Raw genomic sequence first — 19,677 nt, 5'->3', positions numbered from 1 at the left:
AGAATTTTTCTAAAATGAGACAAGCTACACTTTAAAGTACACCTTATGCTGATCTAGGAAATAAGTGATATACCAGAAGATAAAAAGTACGACCAAGGCATTTATTACGGCGATTAGGGGTTCGGAAAGACCTAAAGGCGTTAACAATCCTTCGGTCCAAATTGCCCCAAAACCACGAAACCATTGTATTCCAACTGTTTCTGCAAACAAGTAGATAAAGATGGCATTCGTACCTACCACCGAAAAAATCTTCAGCCATTTGTTGTGATTGTTCTTTACATCAATAGCCCAATAAAACAAGGTCAAGGTCAAAATCGCAAAACCCCCGGAGGCCAAGGCAAAAGACGAGGTGGCTATTCTCTTGATGATTGGGGTTATGTTTAGCCAATCCATAGAAAAACCGATAACCAAAATGGCGATACCCCATATCAAAAACGGGCGTAACTTATCTTTATGGGATTTGTGGCTCAACAAAAGCTGTCCGCAGAGTACTCCCCAAATGGTATGGGCGGCCGTAGGAATGAAATTCACAAAAACCCAATAGCCGTCATTTACTTGCCCCATGACCAGTTGATCGATATAAGCACCGAAACTATCATGACCCTGCGCGTAGGGCGCTTCAGGATTATAGGTACGATATAATACTTCGGTCAGCACCAACAACCCCACCGATATGGCGATTTGAATTTTCGCAGGAAACTTCATGATGGCATAGGCGATTAAAATCGTAAAGGCCAACTGTACCAAAACGTTCCAAAGTTCCCAAACCAACACATGGCTGTAGACACAATGAAGCAAAACCCCAAAGCTGAAGAGAAGGAAACACCGTCTAACTATATGTCTGGTCACTTGGCCTTTGGTCTGTGTAGCCAAGCGTTTTCGTAATGAAAACGGCATGGCCACGCCTACAATAAACATGAAAAAAGGTTGTATCAGGTCCCAAAAACGGAGTCCGTTCCAAGGATGATGGTGTAGTTGATGTGCGAGGCTCGAAAAAAAGGTACCTTCGGTCAGAGTCGTAAAATGCTCATGAAAACCGGCTGCTTCGGCGATCAACAAAAACATGGTAAGCCCACGAAAGACATCCAAGGAAAAAAGTCGTTTAGAAACATTTTCAGCGAGTTGTGACATCTTAAGGACTTTATATGCTATTCTATTCCCTGCTAATTTAGTCAATAATCCCTAATTCAAAGTGACCGAAACCAAGACTACTCTTAAAATCAAATTTTCACGACCCTTTTTGATGCTGATAGATTTCGGTCCTTGTTTCTGTAAATGAAGTATTGCTTAATCATCGGATAAAAGGCCTACGGTAAAATCGTAAACGTGCATCAAGCAGCTTATAGCGATAGTAGGGGGGGATACGTTCAGAAGGAAAATGATTCTACATCACTCTACCAGCAGTAAATCTTACCGTCGCTTCAACGCGGTCGAGATGAATTTGTCGACCATTCAAGCGAAACGTCTATAAGATGGCCTACATCCTACCGACCTGTGAATGGAAAAATATACAAAAGCATATAAAACGATATTGGCGCCATTAACGGGAAAAGAATAGTATTTTTAAGTCCTTCTAGATGTAATGCACAGCCCATGAAAACGAATATGCTAGTATTGATTTTACTTTCGGCAAACTTTATGCAATTTGCCCAAAAAGAAAAAGCAAAGGAAGAAACCAAATCCATTCCGGAACAAAAAACGTTTGAAACAAGCCATCAAGGCCTATTCGGTGGCAAAACCATAAATTACAAGGCAACCGCAAAGGAAACCTACCTTACCAATACAGAAGGGGATTCCATTGCCACGTTTTGGTCCGTTGCCTATACCAAGACCCCAATGGGAGACGTGGGCAAAAGGCCGGTAACCTTTGTGTTCAACGGCGGGCCGGGTTCGGCATCAATGTGGTTGCATATGGGCTTTTTCGGTCCGAAAGTGGTGAAAGTAGATTCCGATGCGAAACAGGATGATGGTGCCGCACCCTACAATCTGGTCAACAATGAAAATGGCCTGCTCGACCTGACGGATTTGGTTTTTATAGACCCCGTGGGTACAGGCTATAGCCGTGTAGTTGGCAAAGGAAAGGATTCGGATTTTTACGGTCTTAAAGAAGATGTTGATTCGTTTGCCCAATTCATACGCAAATGGGTAACCGAAAACGAACGTTGGTTTTCCCCAAAATATCTAGCAGGCGAGAGCTATGGCACGACCCGTGCGGCCTACTTGGGAAAGGCCTTGGAAGGTTCTGGTCAGAATATGGCCCTGAATGGAATGATCTTGATTTCTCAGGCCTTGGACTATGCCGGTTCTACATCCGTACATCATAACATGACCTCGTACCTCACCTATCTCCCCAGTATGGCCGCCACGGCATGGTACCATAAAAAAGCCGGACAAGGGAAAACGCTCGAGCACTTCGTTGAAGAATGTAGAAAGTTTACCTACGATACCTATGCGCCCGCATTGTACAAAGGAAATCTTTTAAGCGCTTCGGAAAAAGAGACGATTGCCGAAAAGTTGCGCTATTTTACCGGGCTGGACAAAAAGTATATTCTACACTCCAATCTTCGTGTGTTAATGGGCCGTTTTCAAAAGAAATTGTTGGAAGACCAAGGTCTGGCCATTGGGCGTTTGGATGGTCGCTTTATGGGTGATGAGGCCGATAAAGTCTCTGAAAACCCTCATTTGGGTGATGCGGCTAGCTATCAAATCAGTTCGGCATACACCGCTGCCTTGAACCATTATTTTGCTTCGGAGTTGAAAGTAAAAATGGACAGGCCCTACATTACTTCTGGAGGCGGAAGCGGTTGGCGTTGGCGCACAGTTCCAGACGGACAATATTGGGAACCTATGCCGGTAAATACCGCGCCCCACCTTGGTGAGACCATGCGCCGAAACCCTGCGATGAAAGTGATGGTCGCCAGTGGGTACTATGACCTGATTACGCCCTTCTTCGATGCGGAATTTACTTTTGCCCGCAACGATATCGTTACCGAGCGAGTGAAAATGACTTACTATGAGGCGGGACACATGATGTATACCCATCAACCTGACTTCGTAAAACTATCCAAAGATATTCGAGCATTCTTAACCAATAATTGATCCAGGCCTTGAGACGAGCGTTCAATATATTAGTTGTGGTCGGAATGGTATATTTATCGTTCGCACAACCACCCAAAAATACAGTTTCACTTGTTGTTTTAGGCACGGTGCAGGATGCCGGCTCTCCACATATCGCCTGTAAAAAGGAATGTTGTGCCAAACTCTTCGCTAACTCCGACCCTGATAGAAAAGTTGTATCATTGGGCCTACTTGATTCAAAGAACAAGAAGACCTATCTCTTTGAAGCCACCCCTGATATTGCCGAGCAGCTTAAAACAATGAAAAGGTATGCGTCTTGGAAAGCCGACGAACTTCCGGACGGTATTTTTCTGACCCATGCGCATATAGGCCACTATACCGGCCTAATGTATCTCGGCAAGGAGGCCACCAATGCAAAAAGCGTTCGAACGTATACCATGCCTAAAATGAAGCTTTTCCTGGAATCCAACGGGCCGTGGGATCAACTGGTATCCGAAAAAAATATCGAACTACTTCCCCTTGAAAATAATAAAGCCGTAAACCTTTCTTCCGGGTTGCAGGTGATTCCGTTTACGGTACCCCATCGGGACGAGTACTCCGAAACCGTTGGTTATACCATTATCGGCCCGAATAAAAGCGCTCTCTTTATTCCGGATATCGATAAATGGGAGAAGTGGGAAACCCGTATTACGGACGAAATCGGGAAAGTGGATTATGCGTTTTTGGATGCCACCTTTTATGATAGGGAGGAAATCAATACCCGTAATATTTCCGAAATTCCACATCCCTTTGTCATTGAAAGTATGACGCTTTTTAAGGAATTGCCGACATCCGAGAAGAAAAAAATTCATTTTATTCACTTTAACCATACCAATCCCCTGCTACATCCGAAAAGCGCAAAATCTAAAGCAGTCTTAAAAAACGGATTTCAAATCGCGCGGATAGGGCAAGAATTCCAGCTTTAAATGAAAGATATCGTAATCGCCTTTTGTTTACTCCTCTCCAATGTTGTACTGGCCCAAAGCAGTTCATTGGCCGATATGCTTTGGGCAGAAGCGGGAGGGCGTCCTTTACAGATGGATTCCGATAAGGAATCCAGAACATCGATTACCGATGATGCCGCGAATGGCTACCTACGGATATTTTACGAAGACGAAGGTTGCGGCTGTCCCTTTGATACGACGGTCGCCGCGTACAAAAAAGCGAATGGCGAATTTGCCATCTTAAAAACCTATTGGGACGGATGCGGAGATCAGCGCACGTTCAGCGCGAATATAGATAAAGCCGTACTGCTGCCGGAAGATTTTGGGCTACAGACTTTTTTACCGAATTCCATGAAAAAGGCATATGATATTGATTCCGCTGTCTTTTATTTAAATGTTGAACTTCCTAGAAACGGAACCGATACAAAAATTGATTTAAAATTTATTCCGTTTGGTTTGCACGTGGAACCGACCGATCAGGTATTGGCGCACTCTTACGCTAGAAATGACGATGAAAACGGTTCGAATGGTGTTTATATGGAAGAAATTCAGGACATGCTCCGAAAACTATCCCATGAGGAAACCATTACGTACATTCTGAATAGGGAGCCTGATAAAATAAAGAAGGAGGACAAAGGTATTGTCAAGCGTTTGTATGGGGAAGGAAATCGATATCGTAGTATCGAAGAATTGTCCGTGCCGATAGCCAAGCTTCGCGCCATCTATGAAATCGCCAAAGACGTCGAATACAAGTCGGTCGTTTTGGGATGGAATAGAGATACTGCACGTTTTTACATCAAAGAAAGGATAAAGAATAATACCCCAGAACATTCCTTTTTGGAGTTCGTTCGGCAATTTCAATTTTTAAGGGCTGTTTGTTAGACTGTTGAAGGATGGATAGAAGCCTAAAAGCCCATATCGAGTATTTGCTTTGCATCAAGATTTCGAACATACAATCTATTTCCGGGGGTGACATTTCGGAAGCCTTCCTGTTGGAAACCGATACGGAGCGCTTTTTCTGTAAAGTGAATCACCAGAACGATGCCTATACCATGTTCGTGGCCGAAAAACTGGGCCTTGACGCTATTTCTCAAACAAAGACCATAGCCGTTCCGAAGATTTTGCTTTGTGAAGCACTTGAAAAAGGAGGCTTTTTGGTAATGGAATACATCGAGCCCAAACAAACCTCATCTATTGACATGGAGCGCTTGGGCCATCATCTGGCCGCGCTCCACCGGCATTCGAAAACGAATATGTTCGGATGGAATAAGGCAAATTTCATAGGTAGTCTGCCACAGTCGAACAATACTGATTCCGACTGGGCCCGTTTTTACGTACAAGAGCGATTAGTACCACAATTGAAACGCGCCAAGGACTCGAAATTATTGTCAGCTGAGGAAATTCCTATCCCAAAGACTCTTTTACAAGCCTGTCAGGGACTATTTCCGGAAGTTGTGCCTTCTTTGCTTCACGGTGATTTGTGGAGTGGTAATTACCTAATTTCCGCCGATGGTACCCCATATTTGATCGATCCCGCCGTGTATTGGGGACATCACGAAGTGGATATCGCCATGACCAGGTTGTTCGGTGGTTTTGGAACTTCGTTCTACGATGCCTATTCCGAATCATTTCCTAAAATCGGCGGGGAAATAGCGCGTACCGAAATCTATCAGCTGTACTATTTGTTGGTACATCTAAATCTTTTCGGCAGCTCTTACCAAGCAGCGGTCCGGGCTATTTTGAAACGCTATTTCTAAGCGATAGCGATTCAAGACCTTTTGAAACGGAATTGTTCATCTATCTACTTTTGAAAACTAGGCCGTTTCTAAGTTGAACGCAATTTGGATATGCTTTTTATACTTAAATTGGAGCTAGATATGAAAAACGTTTTTGTTGTTTTTGTCGGTTGCTTCGTACTTGGTATGAACGCCCAAGCGACGTTCGAGACCAAAGTGGTCATAGATTCCATTCCCGTTGCAAATACAGCAAACGAAACCTTTGCTTTATACCTTCCATCGGATTATCGCAGCGACATATTATCACCTATACTTTTTGTTTTTTCTCCTTCAGGAAATGGTAGAAAAGGTGTTGAAGCCTTTAGGGATGCTGCTGAGACCTACAACTATATTTTAGTGTGTTCTAACAATGCCCGTAACGGGCCTTACGAACGAAATTTTGGGATTGCCGAGCGACTTTTTACCCATATCTTTTCCAATTTCAATATAAAGGAAAAAAGAATCTACTTGGCCGGTTTCTCCGGTGGGTCTCGTTTGGTGAGCGCCATAGCATCGCTAACTGACCAAATTGAAGGCGTCATCGCCTGTGGAGCAGGTTTTTCTCAAATACCCTACCATAAGCCTTCAATTCAGAAATATGCTTACGCTGGTGTTTGTGGTGATCGCGATATGAATTACCGGGAAATGATCGATGTAAAAAGCTATCTAAACAAATTAAAGTTTGTAAATACACTGTTTACATTTGAAGGAAATCACCGATGGCCGCCCTCTGAACAGATTGTACAAGCCTTTGATTGGCTTGAAATGGAATCTGTAAAAAAAGGAAACTTACAAAAGTCAAAGGCAGAGATTCGAAAGAGTTATTTAAGAAATTATGACTTTACAAAAACCATTGATTCCGAAACGCAGCCTTTACTCGCATATGAGCATTATGAACGCCTACTAGCCAGCTATAAAAGATTCTTTATGCTCGATAGTATTGCAAATAAGATGCAGGTCATTCAAGAAAGTAATTCTTATTCCGAGCAGCTCAACACCAGGAAAAAACTGTTCGAACGAGAGCGCGATTTGGATAAAGTATTTATCGGCCGTTTTAACCGAGACTATGAAAAGCCCGAAAAAGTAAACATGAAGTGGTGGCGAAAGGAATTTCAAAAGCTGGATAAGTTAAAGGAGGATAAATTTGGACAAAGAGAGAAAATGCTCTCCCGCTTTCGATATCGGTTTTATGCCATTATCTATACAAAGCTACAATCAGGTGTTTCTGAACCTAGCCCAGCACAAAAGTCCTTTTGCAAAGAACTTTACGGACTGATCTACCCTAAAATAGCTGACTAAGAGATAAATGCAATGCTACTGCTTGAGAGTAGTTGTTTGTGTCAGGTTCATCAGTCCTTTGCCCTTTTGTTTAAAAATGCGTTTGGTTCTGAGATAGCGATTCAGATTGTACTCATCGTAGTTTTTGGATTTTTTATCCATACTGCTTATTCGGACTTTTCCCGACGAATGAATGAATTCGTTATCACCTATCCACATACCTACATGTACCACTTTTTCGGCTGTAGAATCAGTAGCCTTCCTGCCAAAGAACAACAGGTCGCCACGTTGCAACGCATCGAAGTTTCCAGTCGAATCAATAGGAATACCTGTATGTACCTGTTGTGAGGCATCGCGCGGTATGACCATTCCGTTCATAAAATAAACGGTCTTCGTAAAACCACTGCAATCTACGCCTTTGGTAGAAGTGCCGCCCCAGAGGTAAGGGATACCCATAAGTTGCCGTCCTGTGGAAACCAAAGTTTCTTCCGTGGCATCAAGGTTTTGCAGCCAATCGGTATATACCTCCGACTCCGATTTGCGCACATAGGCATTACGACCGTCAGGAAAGCGAACGCTGTAGTTATTGAAAACGTCCTTGACGATAGTGAGCAGATTTCCGGCCGTAAGATCAGATACGATAAGACTGTCGATATAGGGATCTGCGTAGGCATGGCCATAGGTCTGGGTGTAGATGATTTTTTCGTCTTGGCTCCAATTTTCCGCTATTTGGTCTTCTACCAGCTCAATTCCACCCTCATCTACCCAAGCCAAATAATGGTCCGGAGTCTGTACGTAGTACCAATTGTCTTTTTTCTTGTACACATTTACAATGGTTCCCAAGGTAGCCTGTGTGGCCAATTCCGAGGAATGCCCCGGATTACTTCGCAGATTAGCCACCGAGATATTGATGATTGCCTTTGTCTTTTTTCCCAAATCATCGGCCGGCAACTGTTGAATACTGTCGATAAATGGAATGCTATCGGCAGCCAGTTGGGATTTCAAGGCGGCTATTGCTTCGGGTAGGTTGCTCTCACCTTTGAGTACCAATATTTCGTCATTTTGCTCGGCGGTCACATCAAACAAGGCCACGCGCTTGTCTGGGGCGTATTCTTTTTTGATGTTTTTCAAAGTAATCTGAACTGGGTCTTCGGCTTTATTCGGGTCTTCTTTGCATCCGGTCAGGAAAAGAATTCCAAAAGCTATGGCGGCATAAAGAAGTGTTGATTTCATGGTAAAACGTTTTTGTAAAAATAATCATTTGAACTTATCCTAAAGTACGAATTCTAGGAGTATACCTTCACTACATAAAAGGATAATCGACTCCTGATGAATTTTCTTAATTTTACCGACAATGAAAAAAATTAAGGTAATCGAGCTCTTTGCAGGCGTAGGTGGTTTTCGCCTAGGTCTCGAACAGACGGGAGCATATGAAGTGGTCTGGAGCAACCAATGGGAGCCGAGTACAAAATTACAACATGCTTCGAAAGTGTATGAAGCACGCTTTGGATCGGAAAACCATAGCAATGAGGATATCGCGGAAGTATCTGTAACCGCTATTCCGGATGCTGATGTTTTGGTCGGAGGCTTTCCTTGCCAAGATTATTCCGTAGCGACGACCTTACAGAACTCCAAGGGGTTGCTCGGTAAAAAAGGGGTGTTGTGGTGGAGCATTCATCGCATACTTTCCGAAAAAAAAAATCCACCTAAATACCTGATTTTAGAGAATGTCGACCGCTTGCTGAAATCCCCTTCGTCCCAACGCGGACGAGACTTCGCTATTATTCTAAAAAGCTTGGACGATTTGGGGTACGCGGTGGAATGGCGTGTGATCAATGCTGCCGAATACGGAATGCCACAACGACGAAGACGTGTATTTATCACGGGGTATCACAAATCTACCCCAATCTATAAAAAGTTACTACAAACCGATGCAATAGGTTGGATCCGGGAATCGGGTATATACGCCACAGCCTTTCCGATAATGACATCGACTGAAAAAGAATCAACCTTCGTGATTAAGGACAATCTCGTGGCGCTTTCCGAATACTTCAACCTAGGCGAAAAGCTGTCCCCGTTCCAAAATTCAGGTGTTTTCGTAGATGGGGACGTAGTTACCGTTAAAACCAAACCTAATTTTGATGGGCCTAGAACCGTATTGGGTGATATATTGCAAAATGGTGAAGTATCGGACACCTTTTTTATCCCACCTGAAGATGAGCATAAATGGCATTATTTAAAAGGCGCGAAAAAAGAAGTCCGTACGGCCAAAAATGGCTATGAGTACAACTATAGCGAGGGGGGAATGATCTTCCCGGATGCCCTTGACAATGCCTCACGTACGATCATTACGGGTGAGGGCGGCAAAAGCCCTTCCCGCTTCAAACATGTGGTTTCGACCAAAAAAGGCCTGCGTCGCCTTACCCCCGTAGAATTGGAACGTTTGAATATGTTTCCGGACGACCATACCCGGTTGGAAGGCATTAGTGATGCCAAGCGTGCTTTCTTTATGGGAAATGCCTTGGTGGTAGGTGTGGTTCGGAAAATTGGTGAAGCCTTGGCGGCGGAAATGGGCTAACCGTAGCGATTTTCTTCAATCCAAAAAATTTGATTCATGAAAAGCACCTTTGCATCCGATTTAGAGAAGGAGCAAAAACTGCACAAGCTGTTGGATTCCTGTTATAGAAAAGGCTTAAAAAACTACTCTTTTAAGCGTATTAAGGGACACAGACAACAAATGATCGGGATAGACCTCCATTTTACCAGTAACCGCAGTGGCCAAGTTTTTAGTATAGACGAAAAGGCGCAGTTGGATTATCTTAATGAAAATCTGCCCACTTTCGCATTTGAGCTGCAATATGAAAAGACCGGGATTTTAAAACAAGGCTGGCTTTTTAATCCGCACAAAAAAACAGATTTTTATTCGCTCATCACAAGTATCTATTGCGATGAACCCGACATTTTCACCTCCTGCAAGATAACTTTTGTCAACCGGCGAAAATTGATTCGATTTCTCAGCGAGAAAAGGCTGTCTGAAGAAAGTTTGAAGAAGTATCTAAATGCTAGTCCAAACCATCGAGGCAAACTTGAAATTGACCAGTTGAATGCGCGAAACCAGGGGTATCTTTATTTTTCACGTCAGAACAAAGCGGAAAAACCTGTCAATCTTATTTTAAGACTCGATTTTCTGATTGCGAACGGTGTTGCAAGACGTTTTATGTGAATCCTAAAACGAACTACCTGGTCGGTGGTGCATCATAATGTACTGCTGTTTTGATTATCCGGTACATCTCATCGATCAGGAGTACCACTCACCTTACCTATAAAAAAGTGACTGCAATCCGAGAGACAATCAAAACCGACCAACTGGTCTTTTTCGCCTTTGAAGCAATTTACCTCTAGTTTGTACTCATCTCGTTTTTGTGAAGATGCTTTCCCTATTACCTATTTGGGCACTGCTGGTAACTTTGCCGATAGCGATCGGTAGAAATAAAATGAAGTCGACCTATACTCTATAGTCTTTTCATCCCTGAAACTAATATGGTCTTCGAAACGATTATGACGCCGACATATGAACTGTGAAAGAAAAAACAGTAGAATACCACGTCTGAAAGAGGAATTACAAAATCTTAAACTACTGTTAATCAAAGCATTTTATTTGGCTTTCTGCCAATTTATGCTATATTGTCAGTTATGATAAAATCAGATAAGCTAGAAAACAAGGAATTTTTAACAAAATCAATCAATCATTTAGAGAGCCACGGGTTCGAAAATATCAAAGCGGATATCGATGATTACGAAACCCCTAAATCCTACATCAGGAAAGAGACCGGAAATAAAATAACTCCGGATATCGTTGCCATCAAAAATGGTAGAAAATACTTTTTCGACATCAGTTTGAAATCCGATACGCCACGCTTATTGAAATCAAAATGGTTGTTTTTAGACACTTTAAGCCGAATGAATGCGAATCGCTTCCGTATTATTACCACAAGAGGTCATTACAGTTTTACCGATGCCATGTTATCGGATATCAATTTGGCCAATAAAACCCCTATAAAAATATAGTACGTTTTACATTTTAAATTATTTTACCAAAGACCGGATTCACGGTCTTTATTTTTTTCGAAACATTCCTATATGTGGAATACCATCCTCCAAATAGTCGTCACCTGTTTCGTTAAATCCCAATTCTTGGTAAAATTTTTTGAGATAGGTTTGCGCGGATAAGTGTATATCTGTTTTACCGTAATGGTCGTTGATGGCCGTTATAGATGCCTTCATAATGTCTTTTCCATAACCGTACTGTCGTGCAGAAGCTTTAACCACAACTCTTCCGATGCTGGCCTCTTCAAAATAATCACCGGGCGCAAAAATCCTGGTGTAGGCGACCAGTTCATCTTTTTTATACCCTAAGATATGTAATGCCTTTGCGTCTTTCCCATCCAAATCTTGATAAACACAATCTTGTTCCACCACGAATACCTCGCTTCGCAATTGTAAAAGAGCATATAATTCCTGAAGCGTGAGTTGGGCGAAGTTTTTAACAATAGTCCGTAACATATTATCAGGAACAAGGTATTTTCTCAACCCGGCGTTCATGGCGCCCCCCTTCAAAATCGGTATTTAGGAAAACTTTTACCATTTCCAATGCTTGGGGCAACGATATAAATCGTGCTGGTAAACTGAGCACATTAGCATCGTTATGGGCACGCCCCAATGCGACTATTTCTTTTGTCCAACACAACGCACAACGCACTTTTGGATGTTTGTTCGCCGTCATCGATGCACCGTTTCCACTGCCGCAGACAATGATTCCATAATCTACTTTTTCCTGTTCCACATCCGATGCAACGGGATGTATAAAATCAGGATAGTCTACGCTGTCCGTACCATCCGTACCGTGATTGCTCACATCGATTTGCATCGATTTCAATAAACCTACTATAGCTAATTTGTACTCGGTACCTGCATGATCGTTACCTATGGCTATTTTCATAATTAAAGATGTTATTCGTTAGTTTCGTAAACGACCTCGGGGCAAGCCTAGGAGCAACTTGCCTGACGGCAGTCAGGTTCAAATCTCGATTATCGAGTAAAAATACAAATTGTTGGGTGTTCACCACAAGAAAGCTGGGTTTGACAACATAAATTAGTGGTTTCACTACACCTGTTGTTAATTAGCGGTTGAAAATACGGTTTCATATTGTTCATAACCCAACACAAAAAATAGCTTTTAAATTTTGAAGTTACTTTTTAATTGTGCTTTACAAAACCGACCGTTACCACACGAATTTTTTTCTTAGAACTTAAGAGTAGGATATAAAACCTTCGTTTGAAGAAATGAACAATTATTTTACAATAAGTTATCCCTTGATTTATGTTCATAGTACTTATCAAGATAGGTTGATAAAATGGTAAACAACTGATTTTTACAATACTTTTGGTTGTAAAGATTGTCGATAAATTCTTTTCATTGTTCAAAGCAACTATTCTTCGATTTTTTTATAGTCATTATTAACATCCTATCATTATCATCGTTTTTATTTTAAATTTTAAAAATCACGAATGATATAATATATAATGTTGATAACACTGGGAAGTAGCACAGAAAATAACTTAACGGATTATAATTCGTAATTTTGGTCCGAACTTGTAGAAACAAGTGAATTCATAAAAATATTTAATGTCGAAAAAAAAGAAAAAGGCAAAAAACCATAGAAAAAACGAGATTACACGGGGAATATTCACCGTACTTGAAAAAGAACCAAAGAAAACCTTCAATTACAAGCAAATTGCTTCGAAAATAGGCGTAACCGATGCCCAGGACAGAAATCTGCTGATCAAGAGATTGGTGCAGCTTAAAGAAACCAAACGGATACTGGAAGAAGGGCGAGGCCAATACAAAGTACCTGTTTCGACCAAGACCTACCATACCGGAACGGTCGATATCACCGGTCGGGGGAATGCATATATTGTTATCGAAGGTATGGACGACGACGTCTTCGTACCGTTCAACAAACTCAAAAAAGCGTTTCATAAAGATACCGTTGAGGTATATATCTACCCGAAACGCAACGGAAAAAAACTGGAGGGTGAAATCACCAACATTCTTGAACGAAAGAAAAATTCGTTCGTGGGCATCGTAGAGATGCAAAAAACATTTGCTTTTGTAAAACCTACGGACTTTAGAATGTACACCGATATTTTCGTGTCTAAGGATAAGATAGGCAAGGCGGAAGATGGGGATAAGGTAATTGTTGAAATTACGGAATGGCCCGACAAGGCTGATTCACCCTTCGGTGTTGTCACCGAAGTATTAGGGAAACCAGGCGAGCACGATACCGAAATTCACTCGATATTGGCGGAATACGGTTTACCCTATGCATTTCCTGTTGAGGTTGAGCGTTATGCCGACCAGTTGGATACCAGTATTAAACCGGCCGAAATTGCAAAACGAAGGGATATGCGAAATGCCCTTACGTTTACCATAGACCCCAAGGATGCGAAGGATTTTGATGATGCGCTTTCTTTTGAGGTACTGGAAAACGGAAATTACGAAATAGGAATTCATATTGCCGATGTTTCGCATTATCTGCAGCCGGATACGATTTTGGACGATGAGGCCTATAATCGTGCAACGTCCGTATATCTAGTAGATCGCGTGGTCCCAATGTTGCCGGAAGTACTTTCCAACAACGCTTGTTCGTTGCGTCCGAACGAAGAGAAATATACATTTTCGGCAATTTTTGAATTGAACGCCAAGGCACAATTGCAAAACCAATGGTTCGGGAGAACGGTAATCAATAGTAACGAGCGTTTTGCGTATGAAGAGGCCCAGCATATCATCGAAAATGGAAATGGAGACATACCGGAAGCTATTTCTATTCGAAAAGGCGGGTATACCGTTTCTAAAGATGTAGTTACCGCTACTTTAAAAATGGATGCCCTGGCAAAGATCATGCGCGAAAAGCGAATGCAAAAAGGTGCGATTTCATTCGACTCTATCGAGGTTCGATTTAATTTGAACGAACAAAACGAACCGGAAAGCGTTTACTTTAAAGAATCGAAGGATGCCAATAAACTTATCGAGGAGTTTATGCTTCTCGCGAATAGAAAGGTCGCTGAATTTATCGGAAAGCAAAAACCAAAGAAAACCTTCGTCTATCGTATTCACGATGATCCGAATGAAGACAAGTTACAGGCGCTTAACGGCATTATCTCACGTTTCGGGCATAAGTTGGACTTTAAGGATAAAAAATCCATCAGTGCGTCGCTTAATAAGCTTTTGGAGGATGTAAAAGGTCAAAAGGAGCAGAATTTAGTAGATACCTTGGCCATCCGCAGTATGAGCAAGGCGATTTATACTACTGACAATATTGGTCACTACGGATTGGCTTTCGACTACTATTCACACTTTACCTCACCTATACGTCGGTATCCCGATGTCATGGTACATCGTTTATTACAACATTATCTCGATGGGGGCGCCTCGGCCAAAGCTGAGGTTTATGAGCAAAAATGCAAACACTCTTCCGATATGGAATACTTGGCCTCAAGTGCTGAGAGGGATTCCATCAAGTATATGCAGATCAAGTTCATGCAGGATCATCAGGACAAGGAGTTCGTAGGAGTAATTTCGGGAGTTACCGAGTGGGGTATGTATGTAGAGATTATCGAGAACAAGTGCGAGGGCATGGTTCGTATTCGGGATATCAAAGGGGATTATTATATCTTTGATGAAAAGGAGTACGCCATCGTCGGCGAACGTACGAAGACGAAATATACCTTAGGTGATGAAGTAGTCGTTATGGTTAAAAGTACCGATTTGATCAAACGCCATTTAGACTTTGCGTTGATCGGTAAGAATAACTAGGTTTTGGAATGGATTTTGTTCTATGAGGAACAACCAGCTTAAAAACTGATATGATGCAACATAGGATACTTTTGTTAGTACTTATATTTTTTATAGGTAATTTATCGGCACAGGATGAAACCGTTACGATAAAGATTGGCGTGTTCCGGGAAATCAAGGCCTTTGATGGACTGGCGGTAAACCTTATTAAATCCAAAGAGAACAAGGCGGTCATTTCCGGTACCAATACGCAGGACGTGAACATTGTCAACAATGATGGTGTTTTAAAATTGCGTATGAAACTCACTAAGATTTTTAGTGGTTATCGGACTTTTGTAGATGTGCACTATACCGGCGAAATCGTAATAATCGATGTAAACGAGGATGCGCGTATTACCTCAAAGGAAACGATGAAGCAAGATGTTCTCGAACTTAAGGCCCAGGAAGGTGGTGAACTAGTCGTTAATGCCGAAGTGGAGCAATTGTTGATAAAAACGGTTACGGGGGGCGTCATTGAAACGACCGGTACATCCGACTTGCAGGATGTAGCGATCAATACCGGGGGTGTTTACGAGGGCAAGGATTTAAAGACCAAATTTACGACGGTCAATGTCAACGCAGGTTCAAGAGCTGAAATCTACGCCTCCGATTATGTAAAAGCTACGGTAAAGGCCGGTGGTGAGGTTTTGGTATATGGCGACCCGGCAAAAATGGAAGAAAAGACAGTATTCGGGGGTACGGTTAAAAGGGTGCAATAACAGCCCTATCAGAACATTTACAGCTTTTTGATTTTCCTTTCTTTTTCATTCGAAGTATGCTATAAATTGACAAACCATAAAATCTAATTACCCCTATATGTTGTGGGAAGATATTCAGGCGGCGATTCTACCGGGCTTTATTCTAAGCTTTATGATCGGGCCTGTTTTTTTTGTGCTTTTGGAAACCAGCGCCATAAAAGGTTTTAGAGCGGCCATTGCCTTTGACCTTGGGGTAGTTTTAGCGGATGTACTCTTTATATTTGCTGCTTATTTCAGTAGTTTTCAATTGTTGGAAAACCTTAGTAACCAACCTGGCCTTTATGTATTCGGAGGAGCTATTTTAGTAGTGTACGGCCTTACTACCATTATCAAGAAGGCCACAAAGAATGCTGCGATACCCAAAGAGACCGTTGAAAGGGTCAGTAAAGGGTATGTCGGTCTATTTATCAAAGGATTTTTGCTGAATTTCATCAATATCGGAGTGCTCGTATTTTGGTTGGGTGTGATTATTGTCGTCGGACCTAGTCTAGACAATGATTCCGATCGCATACTTACTTTTTTCACGGCAATGATTCTTGCCTATTTTATCACCGACATTTTTAAAATACTGTTGGCAAAACGGCTCAAGCGAAAGCTCACCAAAGAACGTATCCGTCTCATCAAAAAGGGCATAGGGGTTATTTTGATTATCTGTGGCTTGGTCCTGATGATCAAGGGATTTCTACCAAAAGACAAATTTAACCTTGAAAAAGGCTTGGAGCGTATTGAAAATATACGATAGGGCTTCAGTTTGTGGGAAATAAACTTTTTTCCAAGCTATGGAATTGTATTGATTTTGAAGTGTGGAGTGACCGGTCAGATGTTGATAAAACCACCTTATTCGGCAATGCTATGCGCTATTGTCCTGGGTATGGTTTCCGATGGTGGTGCGAACAGTTCGAACATCACTTCACCCTTCCCGTAGGGCATATCAAATTGTAACAATTCGGCCACGGTTGCCGGAATATCTATCTGACTGCGTTCCGTAGTAATGATTTCATTGCGTTTAAAGTCGGGGCCAATTGCAAAGAAGTTAAGGTGCCTACATTCGGAACAACCATCGCCATGTGAAATGAATCCGTTTTTATTCCCATTGCCGTGCCTACCGTGATCGTTGGTCATAAACAAGGTGGTATTTTCGGCATAGAAGGGGTCGTTTTGCAGGAATCGCCATAAATCTCCTAGGAATTTGTCGCTATTCGATATTCCACGAATATAATTGTCCCAGTCGTTTGCATGGGCAAAGGAATCAGGGGCCCTAAGGTTTATCAGAACCAATCTTGGGTGTTTTTCGGATAGGATGTCGAAGGTATTCTGATAGGTGATGGCATCATCGCGGTAGCCGGTTCCTAGTCCGGCTATACCACAGTCGGTAGCCGGGGCATATTTTCCATTCCATTCCGAAGCTTTGGTATCGGCCAATATTTCCAATTTATCCTTACTGGCTATAACATAGGTTGATTCTTGATGTTGTGCGTATGTATGGGACCAGTGTTGAAAAAAAGAAGGAAAATTAGGCAGTTCGGAACCGTTGTTTTTGATATTCTGATAATTTCCGGTTGTTATCGCCGTATGCCCCGGATTCGTATAGGTTGATCCTAGATTATAGAAAGCGCTGTTGACTATCCCTAACGGAGCCAACTGTCTATCGAGTACCGGAATCAAGTCCCGTGTCGGACTTCCCCATGTTTCGGAATATCGCGGTCCGTCTATAACAAGGATAATTACGTTTTTAGTTTTGTACTTTGAAGGTACATAGCGTTCTTTTTGTACTGATGGTAGGTCGGATTTTACATCGAGACTTGTGTCTATGGCATCAACCGAACAAGAATTCAGTATAAAAACAGAAATAAGAATAGCGATGAAGTACGATTTAAAATCCATTTATATTCAACGCTTTTTTCTAGACAATAGTGTTTCTAGGACGACTTGATCGACGAAGTGTAGAATTGTAACAGAGAAAGCCTCGCTTTGAAGAGGTTCTTGTTACTGTAAGGGAAAAAGTTAACTTTAAACGACAGGAGAAGATTTACTTGGCTAATGAGATACTGGTTCTTAGTAGCATTGGAGATTTTAGTTTTTGGGAAGCAACGCTAGGGCAATTTTCCAAAAAAGAAATGATTTTATTGAGGTATAGATCGCCCCGAAGCGTCGGGGGAACCGCTGAACGGCTACTCCCCATAAAACAAATAACCCCCGACGTATGTCAAGGGTTTTATTGAGGCATCGAGCGGATTCGAACCGCTGTACAAGCTTTTGCAGAGCCTTGCCTAGCCACTCGGCCACGATGCCATATTACTACCCCAAAAACCTATGGAGCCTTTCCTAACCACTCCGCCTTGCGGCGGATGCCATATTGCTACCTCAAAAACCCTGGAGCCTTTCCTGGCCATTCCGCCGTGCGGCGGATGCCATTTTGCAGGGGCAAATATACTACTATTTTAAAAAATCGGTTCTTTTTTGTGATAGGATTATCGTAACGGCTTCAACGTCACCGCTTATAGGCGGATTGATTTTGGAAACCGCTACCTGAGCATATGTCACCATTTCAATTTCATTGAAAATTCGCGATATTATCCGTCTTGCAACATGCTCCAACAATTTGGCAGGGACTTTCATTTCAGCTTTCACGATTCTGTTGATGAGCACATAATCTACGGTATCCGACAAATTATCCGAAAGTGCTGCCTTATTCAAATTAGCCTCCACTTTGATATCGACCCTATAATCACTGCCAATGGTAGTTTCTTGTGAAAGGCATCCATGATAGGCATAAACCCTTATATTCTCGACTTTTACTTCTCCCAATTCCAAATGCTTTTACACAAATTTAAAGTAATCCGGAAGAATTGGAAAATACTAAGGGGAATAGGATGAATTCTAAATGTTTAAATTCTAGTAGTTTGATTTTTGAGCTTATCGAACTGTAGCGGTCTTAAGGTTTTTAATAGGTACACCTACAGTTGCTCAAACCTTGGAAAAGATCAACACCTATAGTTACCACGTGGGTACCGGTGCTATACGTAATGATTTCATTCAGGATGATTTGATAGGAATAGCCGAAATAGAATTTTCCTTTCTTGAGCCCGGCAAAAGGTGCTAGGTACAACGGATCACCTATTTGGTCGTTCAGGAAACGATAGTTTACCCCGGCATAGTAATAGTCCTCGAAATCGTACCACCTGAATTTTAGATTCAAATCGGTCTCCGAACGGCCATCGCTTTCAAAAATCTTAAAAAGGAGCGAGGGTTCGATTTCAAGATCGCTGTTTTTATTTTTCCTGTAACGATAACCGGTATACGCGTAGTAATTGCGCAAAGCGTTGGGCTCATCGGCATCAAAAGTCAGGTTTTGGGGATCTTTCCCAAGAAGGTTGGATGCATTTGCGCTAAAATAGAATTTACCGGCGCGGTACATGGCCCCCACATCAAAATTGTGATTCGAGGTCTGTCTATTATTTACGACACTTGGATCCAGTCCCCCATTCTGAAACTCATCGATATCGATACGAAATTGGTTGAAATTATAGGAAAGGCCAAAGGACAAAAACTCATCGTCGTAACGATCAATGGTCAAGTGATGCGCAAAAGAAACCCTAGCACCTTGTTGTTTGGTATATCCGTTTTTATCGTTGTACAGGAACAACCCCACCCCTGATTGTTCTCCGATACGCATATCGGCCGCCAACGATTGTGTTTGGGGAGCATCTTTGATTCCCACCCATTGCGTGAGTCCGTTTAATCGTATTTTCACATGGTCCCCTATTCCAGCATAGACCGGCGACAATACAAAAGGGTTGTCCGCCAGATACTGGGTCAGTTGGGGCGAGTTCAGTTCTTGGCCCCTAGCGATAAGGGCGCCGAATAGTAATAGTAGGATAAGTAGGTTGTTACGCATGGGGTCTTTGGGT

Annotated in this window: 18 protein-coding genes and 1 tRNA gene; 11 read left to right on the top strand and 8 right to left on the bottom strand. The window is 42.2% G+C overall.

The genetic code is table 11. The features are described from left to right. Positions 1–24 precede the first annotated feature (24 nt). Positions 25–1,131 (bottom strand): acyltransferase family protein, encoded by a 1,107-nt coding sequence (locus FGM00_RS17970; RefSeq protein ID WP_138854245.1) that lies wholly within the window; start codon positions 1,129–1,131, stop codon positions 25–27. A 462-nt stretch (positions 1,132–1,593) separates the two neighbouring features. Between FGM00_RS17970 and FGM00_RS17965 the strand changes: the two genes are divergently transcribed. The 5 genes from FGM00_RS17965 to FGM00_RS17945 all read left to right on the top strand — a co-directional run bounded on the left by FGM00_RS17965 (position 1,594) and on the right by FGM00_RS17945 (position 7,135). Continuing rightward, complete coding sequence (locus tag FGM00_RS17965) at positions 1,594–3,099, top strand: S10 family peptidase (RefSeq protein WP_138854244.1); 1,506 nt, start codon at positions 1,594–1,596, stop codon at positions 3,097–3,099. A 44-nt stretch (positions 3,100–3,143) separates the two neighbouring features. Next, entirely contained in the window at positions 3,144–4,043 is a 900-nt protein-coding gene (locus tag FGM00_RS17960; protein WP_138854243.1) for an MBL fold metallo-hydrolase, read from the top strand. Continuing rightward, complete coding sequence (locus FGM00_RS17955; protein WP_138854242.1) at positions 4,044–4,943, top strand: hypothetical protein; 900 nt, start codon at positions 4,044–4,046, stop codon at positions 4,941–4,943. It begins immediately after the preceding gene. 11 nt (positions 4,944–4,954) lie between these two features. Beyond that, a complete protein-coding gene (locus FGM00_RS17950; protein ID WP_138854241.1) occupies positions 4,955–5,818 on the top strand; it encodes a fructosamine kinase family protein in 864 nt (287 codons plus the stop codon). Between the two features lie 120 nt (positions 5,819–5,938). After that, the gene (locus tag FGM00_RS17945; RefSeq protein WP_138854240.1) at positions 5,939–7,135 is read left to right on the top strand and encodes a hypothetical protein; all 1,197 of its coding nucleotides are present in this window, start codon (positions 5,939–5,941) and stop codon (positions 7,133–7,135) included. A gap of 15 nt (positions 7,136–7,150) precedes the next feature. Here FGM00_RS17945 and FGM00_RS17940 read toward each other — a convergent pair whose 3' ends face one another. Further along, positions 7,151–8,347, bottom strand: a complete 1,197-nt coding sequence (locus FGM00_RS17940; protein ID WP_138854239.1) for a C40 family peptidase — start codon at positions 8,345–8,347, stop codon at positions 7,151–7,153. A 121-nt stretch (positions 8,348–8,468) separates the two neighbouring features. Here FGM00_RS17940 and dcm point away from each other — a divergent pair, with 121 nt between their 5' ends. The 3 genes from dcm to FGM00_RS17925 all read left to right on the top strand — a co-directional run bounded on the left by dcm (position 8,469) and on the right by FGM00_RS17925 (position 11,182). Continuing rightward, positions 8,469–9,692, top strand: a complete 1,224-nt coding sequence (gene dcm / locus FGM00_RS17935; protein WP_138854238.1) for a DNA (cytosine-5-)-methyltransferase — start codon at positions 8,469–8,471, stop codon at positions 9,690–9,692. A gap of 36 nt (positions 9,693–9,728) precedes the next feature. Continuing rightward, a complete protein-coding gene (locus FGM00_RS17930; protein WP_138854237.1) occupies positions 9,729–10,337 on the top strand; it encodes a hypothetical protein in 609 nt (202 codons plus the stop codon). 470 nt (positions 10,338–10,807) lie between these two features. After that, on the top strand, positions 10,808–11,182 hold the full coding sequence (locus FGM00_RS17925; RefSeq protein WP_138854236.1) for a hypothetical protein: 375 nt from the start codon (positions 10,808–10,810) through the stop codon (positions 11,180–11,182). A gap of 48 nt (positions 11,183–11,230) precedes the next feature. On the opposite strand, the gene FGM00_RS17920 is transcribed toward FGM00_RS17925, so the two are convergent. Beyond that, positions 11,231–11,677: a GNAT family N-acetyltransferase gene (locus FGM00_RS17920; RefSeq protein ID WP_138854235.1), complete on the bottom strand. Its 447-nt coding sequence runs from the start codon at positions 11,675–11,677 to the stop codon at positions 11,231–11,233. A gap of 4 nt (positions 11,678–11,681) precedes the next feature. Then, positions 11,682–12,113: an RpiB/LacA/LacB family sugar-phosphate isomerase gene (locus tag FGM00_RS17915; protein ID WP_138854234.1), complete on the bottom strand. Its 432-nt coding sequence runs from the start codon at positions 12,111–12,113 to the stop codon at positions 11,682–11,684. 687 nt (positions 12,114–12,800) lie between these two features. Here FGM00_RS17915 and rnr point away from each other — a divergent pair. The 3 genes from rnr (at position 12,801) to FGM00_RS17900 (ending at position 16,508) form a co-directional block, all read left to right on the top strand. Then, a complete protein-coding gene (gene rnr, locus FGM00_RS17910) occupies positions 12,801–14,990 on the top strand; it encodes a ribonuclease R (RefSeq protein WP_138854233.1) in 2,190 nt (729 codons plus the stop codon). 71 nt (positions 14,991–15,061) lie between these two features. Next, complete coding sequence (locus FGM00_RS17905; protein WP_394344412.1) at positions 15,062–15,727, top strand: head GIN domain-containing protein; 666 nt, start codon at positions 15,062–15,064, stop codon at positions 15,725–15,727. Between the two features lie 100 nt (positions 15,728–15,827). After that, positions 15,828–16,508 carry a LysE family translocator gene (locus FGM00_RS17900; RefSeq protein ID WP_138854751.1) on the top strand — a complete coding sequence of 227 codons (681 nt, stop codon included), beginning with the start codon at positions 15,828–15,830 and terminating at the stop codon, positions 16,506–16,508. A gap of 95 nt (positions 16,509–16,603) precedes the next feature. Here FGM00_RS17900 and FGM00_RS17895 read toward each other — a convergent pair whose 3' ends face one another. From FGM00_RS17895 to FGM00_RS17880, 4 genes are all read right to left on the bottom strand, one after another. Beyond that, positions 16,604–17,650, bottom strand: a complete 1,047-nt coding sequence (locus FGM00_RS17895) for a sulfatase-like hydrolase/transferase (protein ID WP_138854232.1) — start codon at positions 17,648–17,650, stop codon at positions 16,604–16,606. A gap of 337 nt (positions 17,651–17,987) precedes the next feature. Further along, positions 17,988–18,058 (bottom strand) — tRNA-Cys (locus tag FGM00_RS17890). Positions 18,059–18,202: 144 nt separating this feature from the next. Then, positions 18,203–18,574, bottom strand: a complete 372-nt coding sequence (gene folB, locus FGM00_RS17885; protein ID WP_138854231.1) for a dihydroneopterin aldolase — start codon at positions 18,572–18,574, stop codon at positions 18,203–18,205. Positions 18,575–18,710: 136 nt separating this feature from the next. After that, positions 18,711–19,664 (bottom strand): PorP/SprF family type IX secretion system membrane protein, encoded by a 954-nt coding sequence (locus FGM00_RS17880; protein ID WP_138854230.1) that lies wholly within the window; start codon positions 19,662–19,664, stop codon positions 18,711–18,713. Positions 19,665–19,677 lie beyond the last annotated feature (13 nt).

It is taken from the genome of Aggregatimonas sangjinii (genome assembly GCF_005943945.1).
GTDB classification, from domain to species: Bacteria; Bacteroidota; Bacteroidia; order Flavobacteriales; family Flavobacteriaceae; genus Pelagihabitans; species Pelagihabitans sangjinii.
Note: the sequence above shows the minus strand (reverse complement) of the source record. Positions and strands in the feature narration are given on the sequence as shown.

What these genes read in the sequence shown, in the direction of transcription:
- FGM00_RS17970 (WP_138854245.1), bottom strand. Translation starts at nt 1,131, where the DNA reads ATGTCACAACTCGCTGAAAATGTTTCTAAACGACTTTTTTCCTTGGAT.
- FGM00_RS17965 (WP_138854244.1), top strand. Translation starts at nt 1,594, where the DNA reads ATGAAAACGAATATGCTAGTATTGATTTTACTTTCGGCAAACTTTATG.
- FGM00_RS17960 (WP_138854243.1), top strand. Translation starts at nt 3,144, where the DNA reads ATGGTATATTTATCGTTCGCACAACCACCCAAAAATACAGTTTCACTT.
- FGM00_RS17955 (WP_138854242.1), top strand. Translation starts at nt 4,044, where the DNA reads ATGAAAGATATCGTAATCGCCTTTTGTTTACTCCTCTCCAATGTTGTA.
- FGM00_RS17950 (WP_138854241.1), top strand. Translation starts at nt 4,955, where the DNA reads ATGGATAGAAGCCTAAAAGCCCATATCGAGTATTTGCTTTGCATCAAG.
- FGM00_RS17945 (WP_138854240.1), top strand. Translation starts at nt 5,939, where the DNA reads ATGAAAAACGTTTTTGTTGTTTTTGTCGGTTGCTTCGTACTTGGTATG.
- FGM00_RS17940 (WP_138854239.1), bottom strand. Translation starts at nt 8,347, where the DNA reads ATGAAATCAACACTTCTTTATGCCGCCATAGCTTTTGGAATTCTTTTC.
- dcm (WP_138854238.1), top strand. Translation starts at nt 8,469, where the DNA reads ATGAAAAAAATTAAGGTAATCGAGCTCTTTGCAGGCGTAGGTGGTTTT.
- FGM00_RS17930 (WP_138854237.1), top strand. Translation starts at nt 9,729, where the DNA reads ATGAAAAGCACCTTTGCATCCGATTTAGAGAAGGAGCAAAAACTGCAC.
- FGM00_RS17925 (WP_138854236.1), top strand. Translation starts at nt 10,808, where the DNA reads ATGATAAAATCAGATAAGCTAGAAAACAAGGAATTTTTAACAAAATCA.
- FGM00_RS17920 (WP_138854235.1), bottom strand. Translation starts at nt 11,677, where the DNA reads ATGTTACGGACTATTGTTAAAAACTTCGCCCAACTCACGCTTCAGGAA.
- FGM00_RS17915 (WP_138854234.1), bottom strand. Translation starts at nt 12,113, where the DNA reads ATGAAAATAGCCATAGGTAACGATCATGCAGGTACCGAGTACAAATTA.
- rnr (WP_138854233.1), top strand. Translation starts at nt 12,801, where the DNA reads ATGTCGAAAAAAAAGAAAAAGGCAAAAAACCATAGAAAAAACGAGATT.
- FGM00_RS17895 (WP_138854232.1), bottom strand. Translation starts at nt 17,650, where the DNA reads ATGGATTTTAAATCGTACTTCATCGCTATTCTTATTTCTGTTTTTATA.
- FGM00_RS17880 (WP_138854230.1), bottom strand. Translation starts at nt 19,664, where the DNA reads ATGCGTAACAACCTACTTATCCTACTATTACTATTCGGCGCCCTTATC.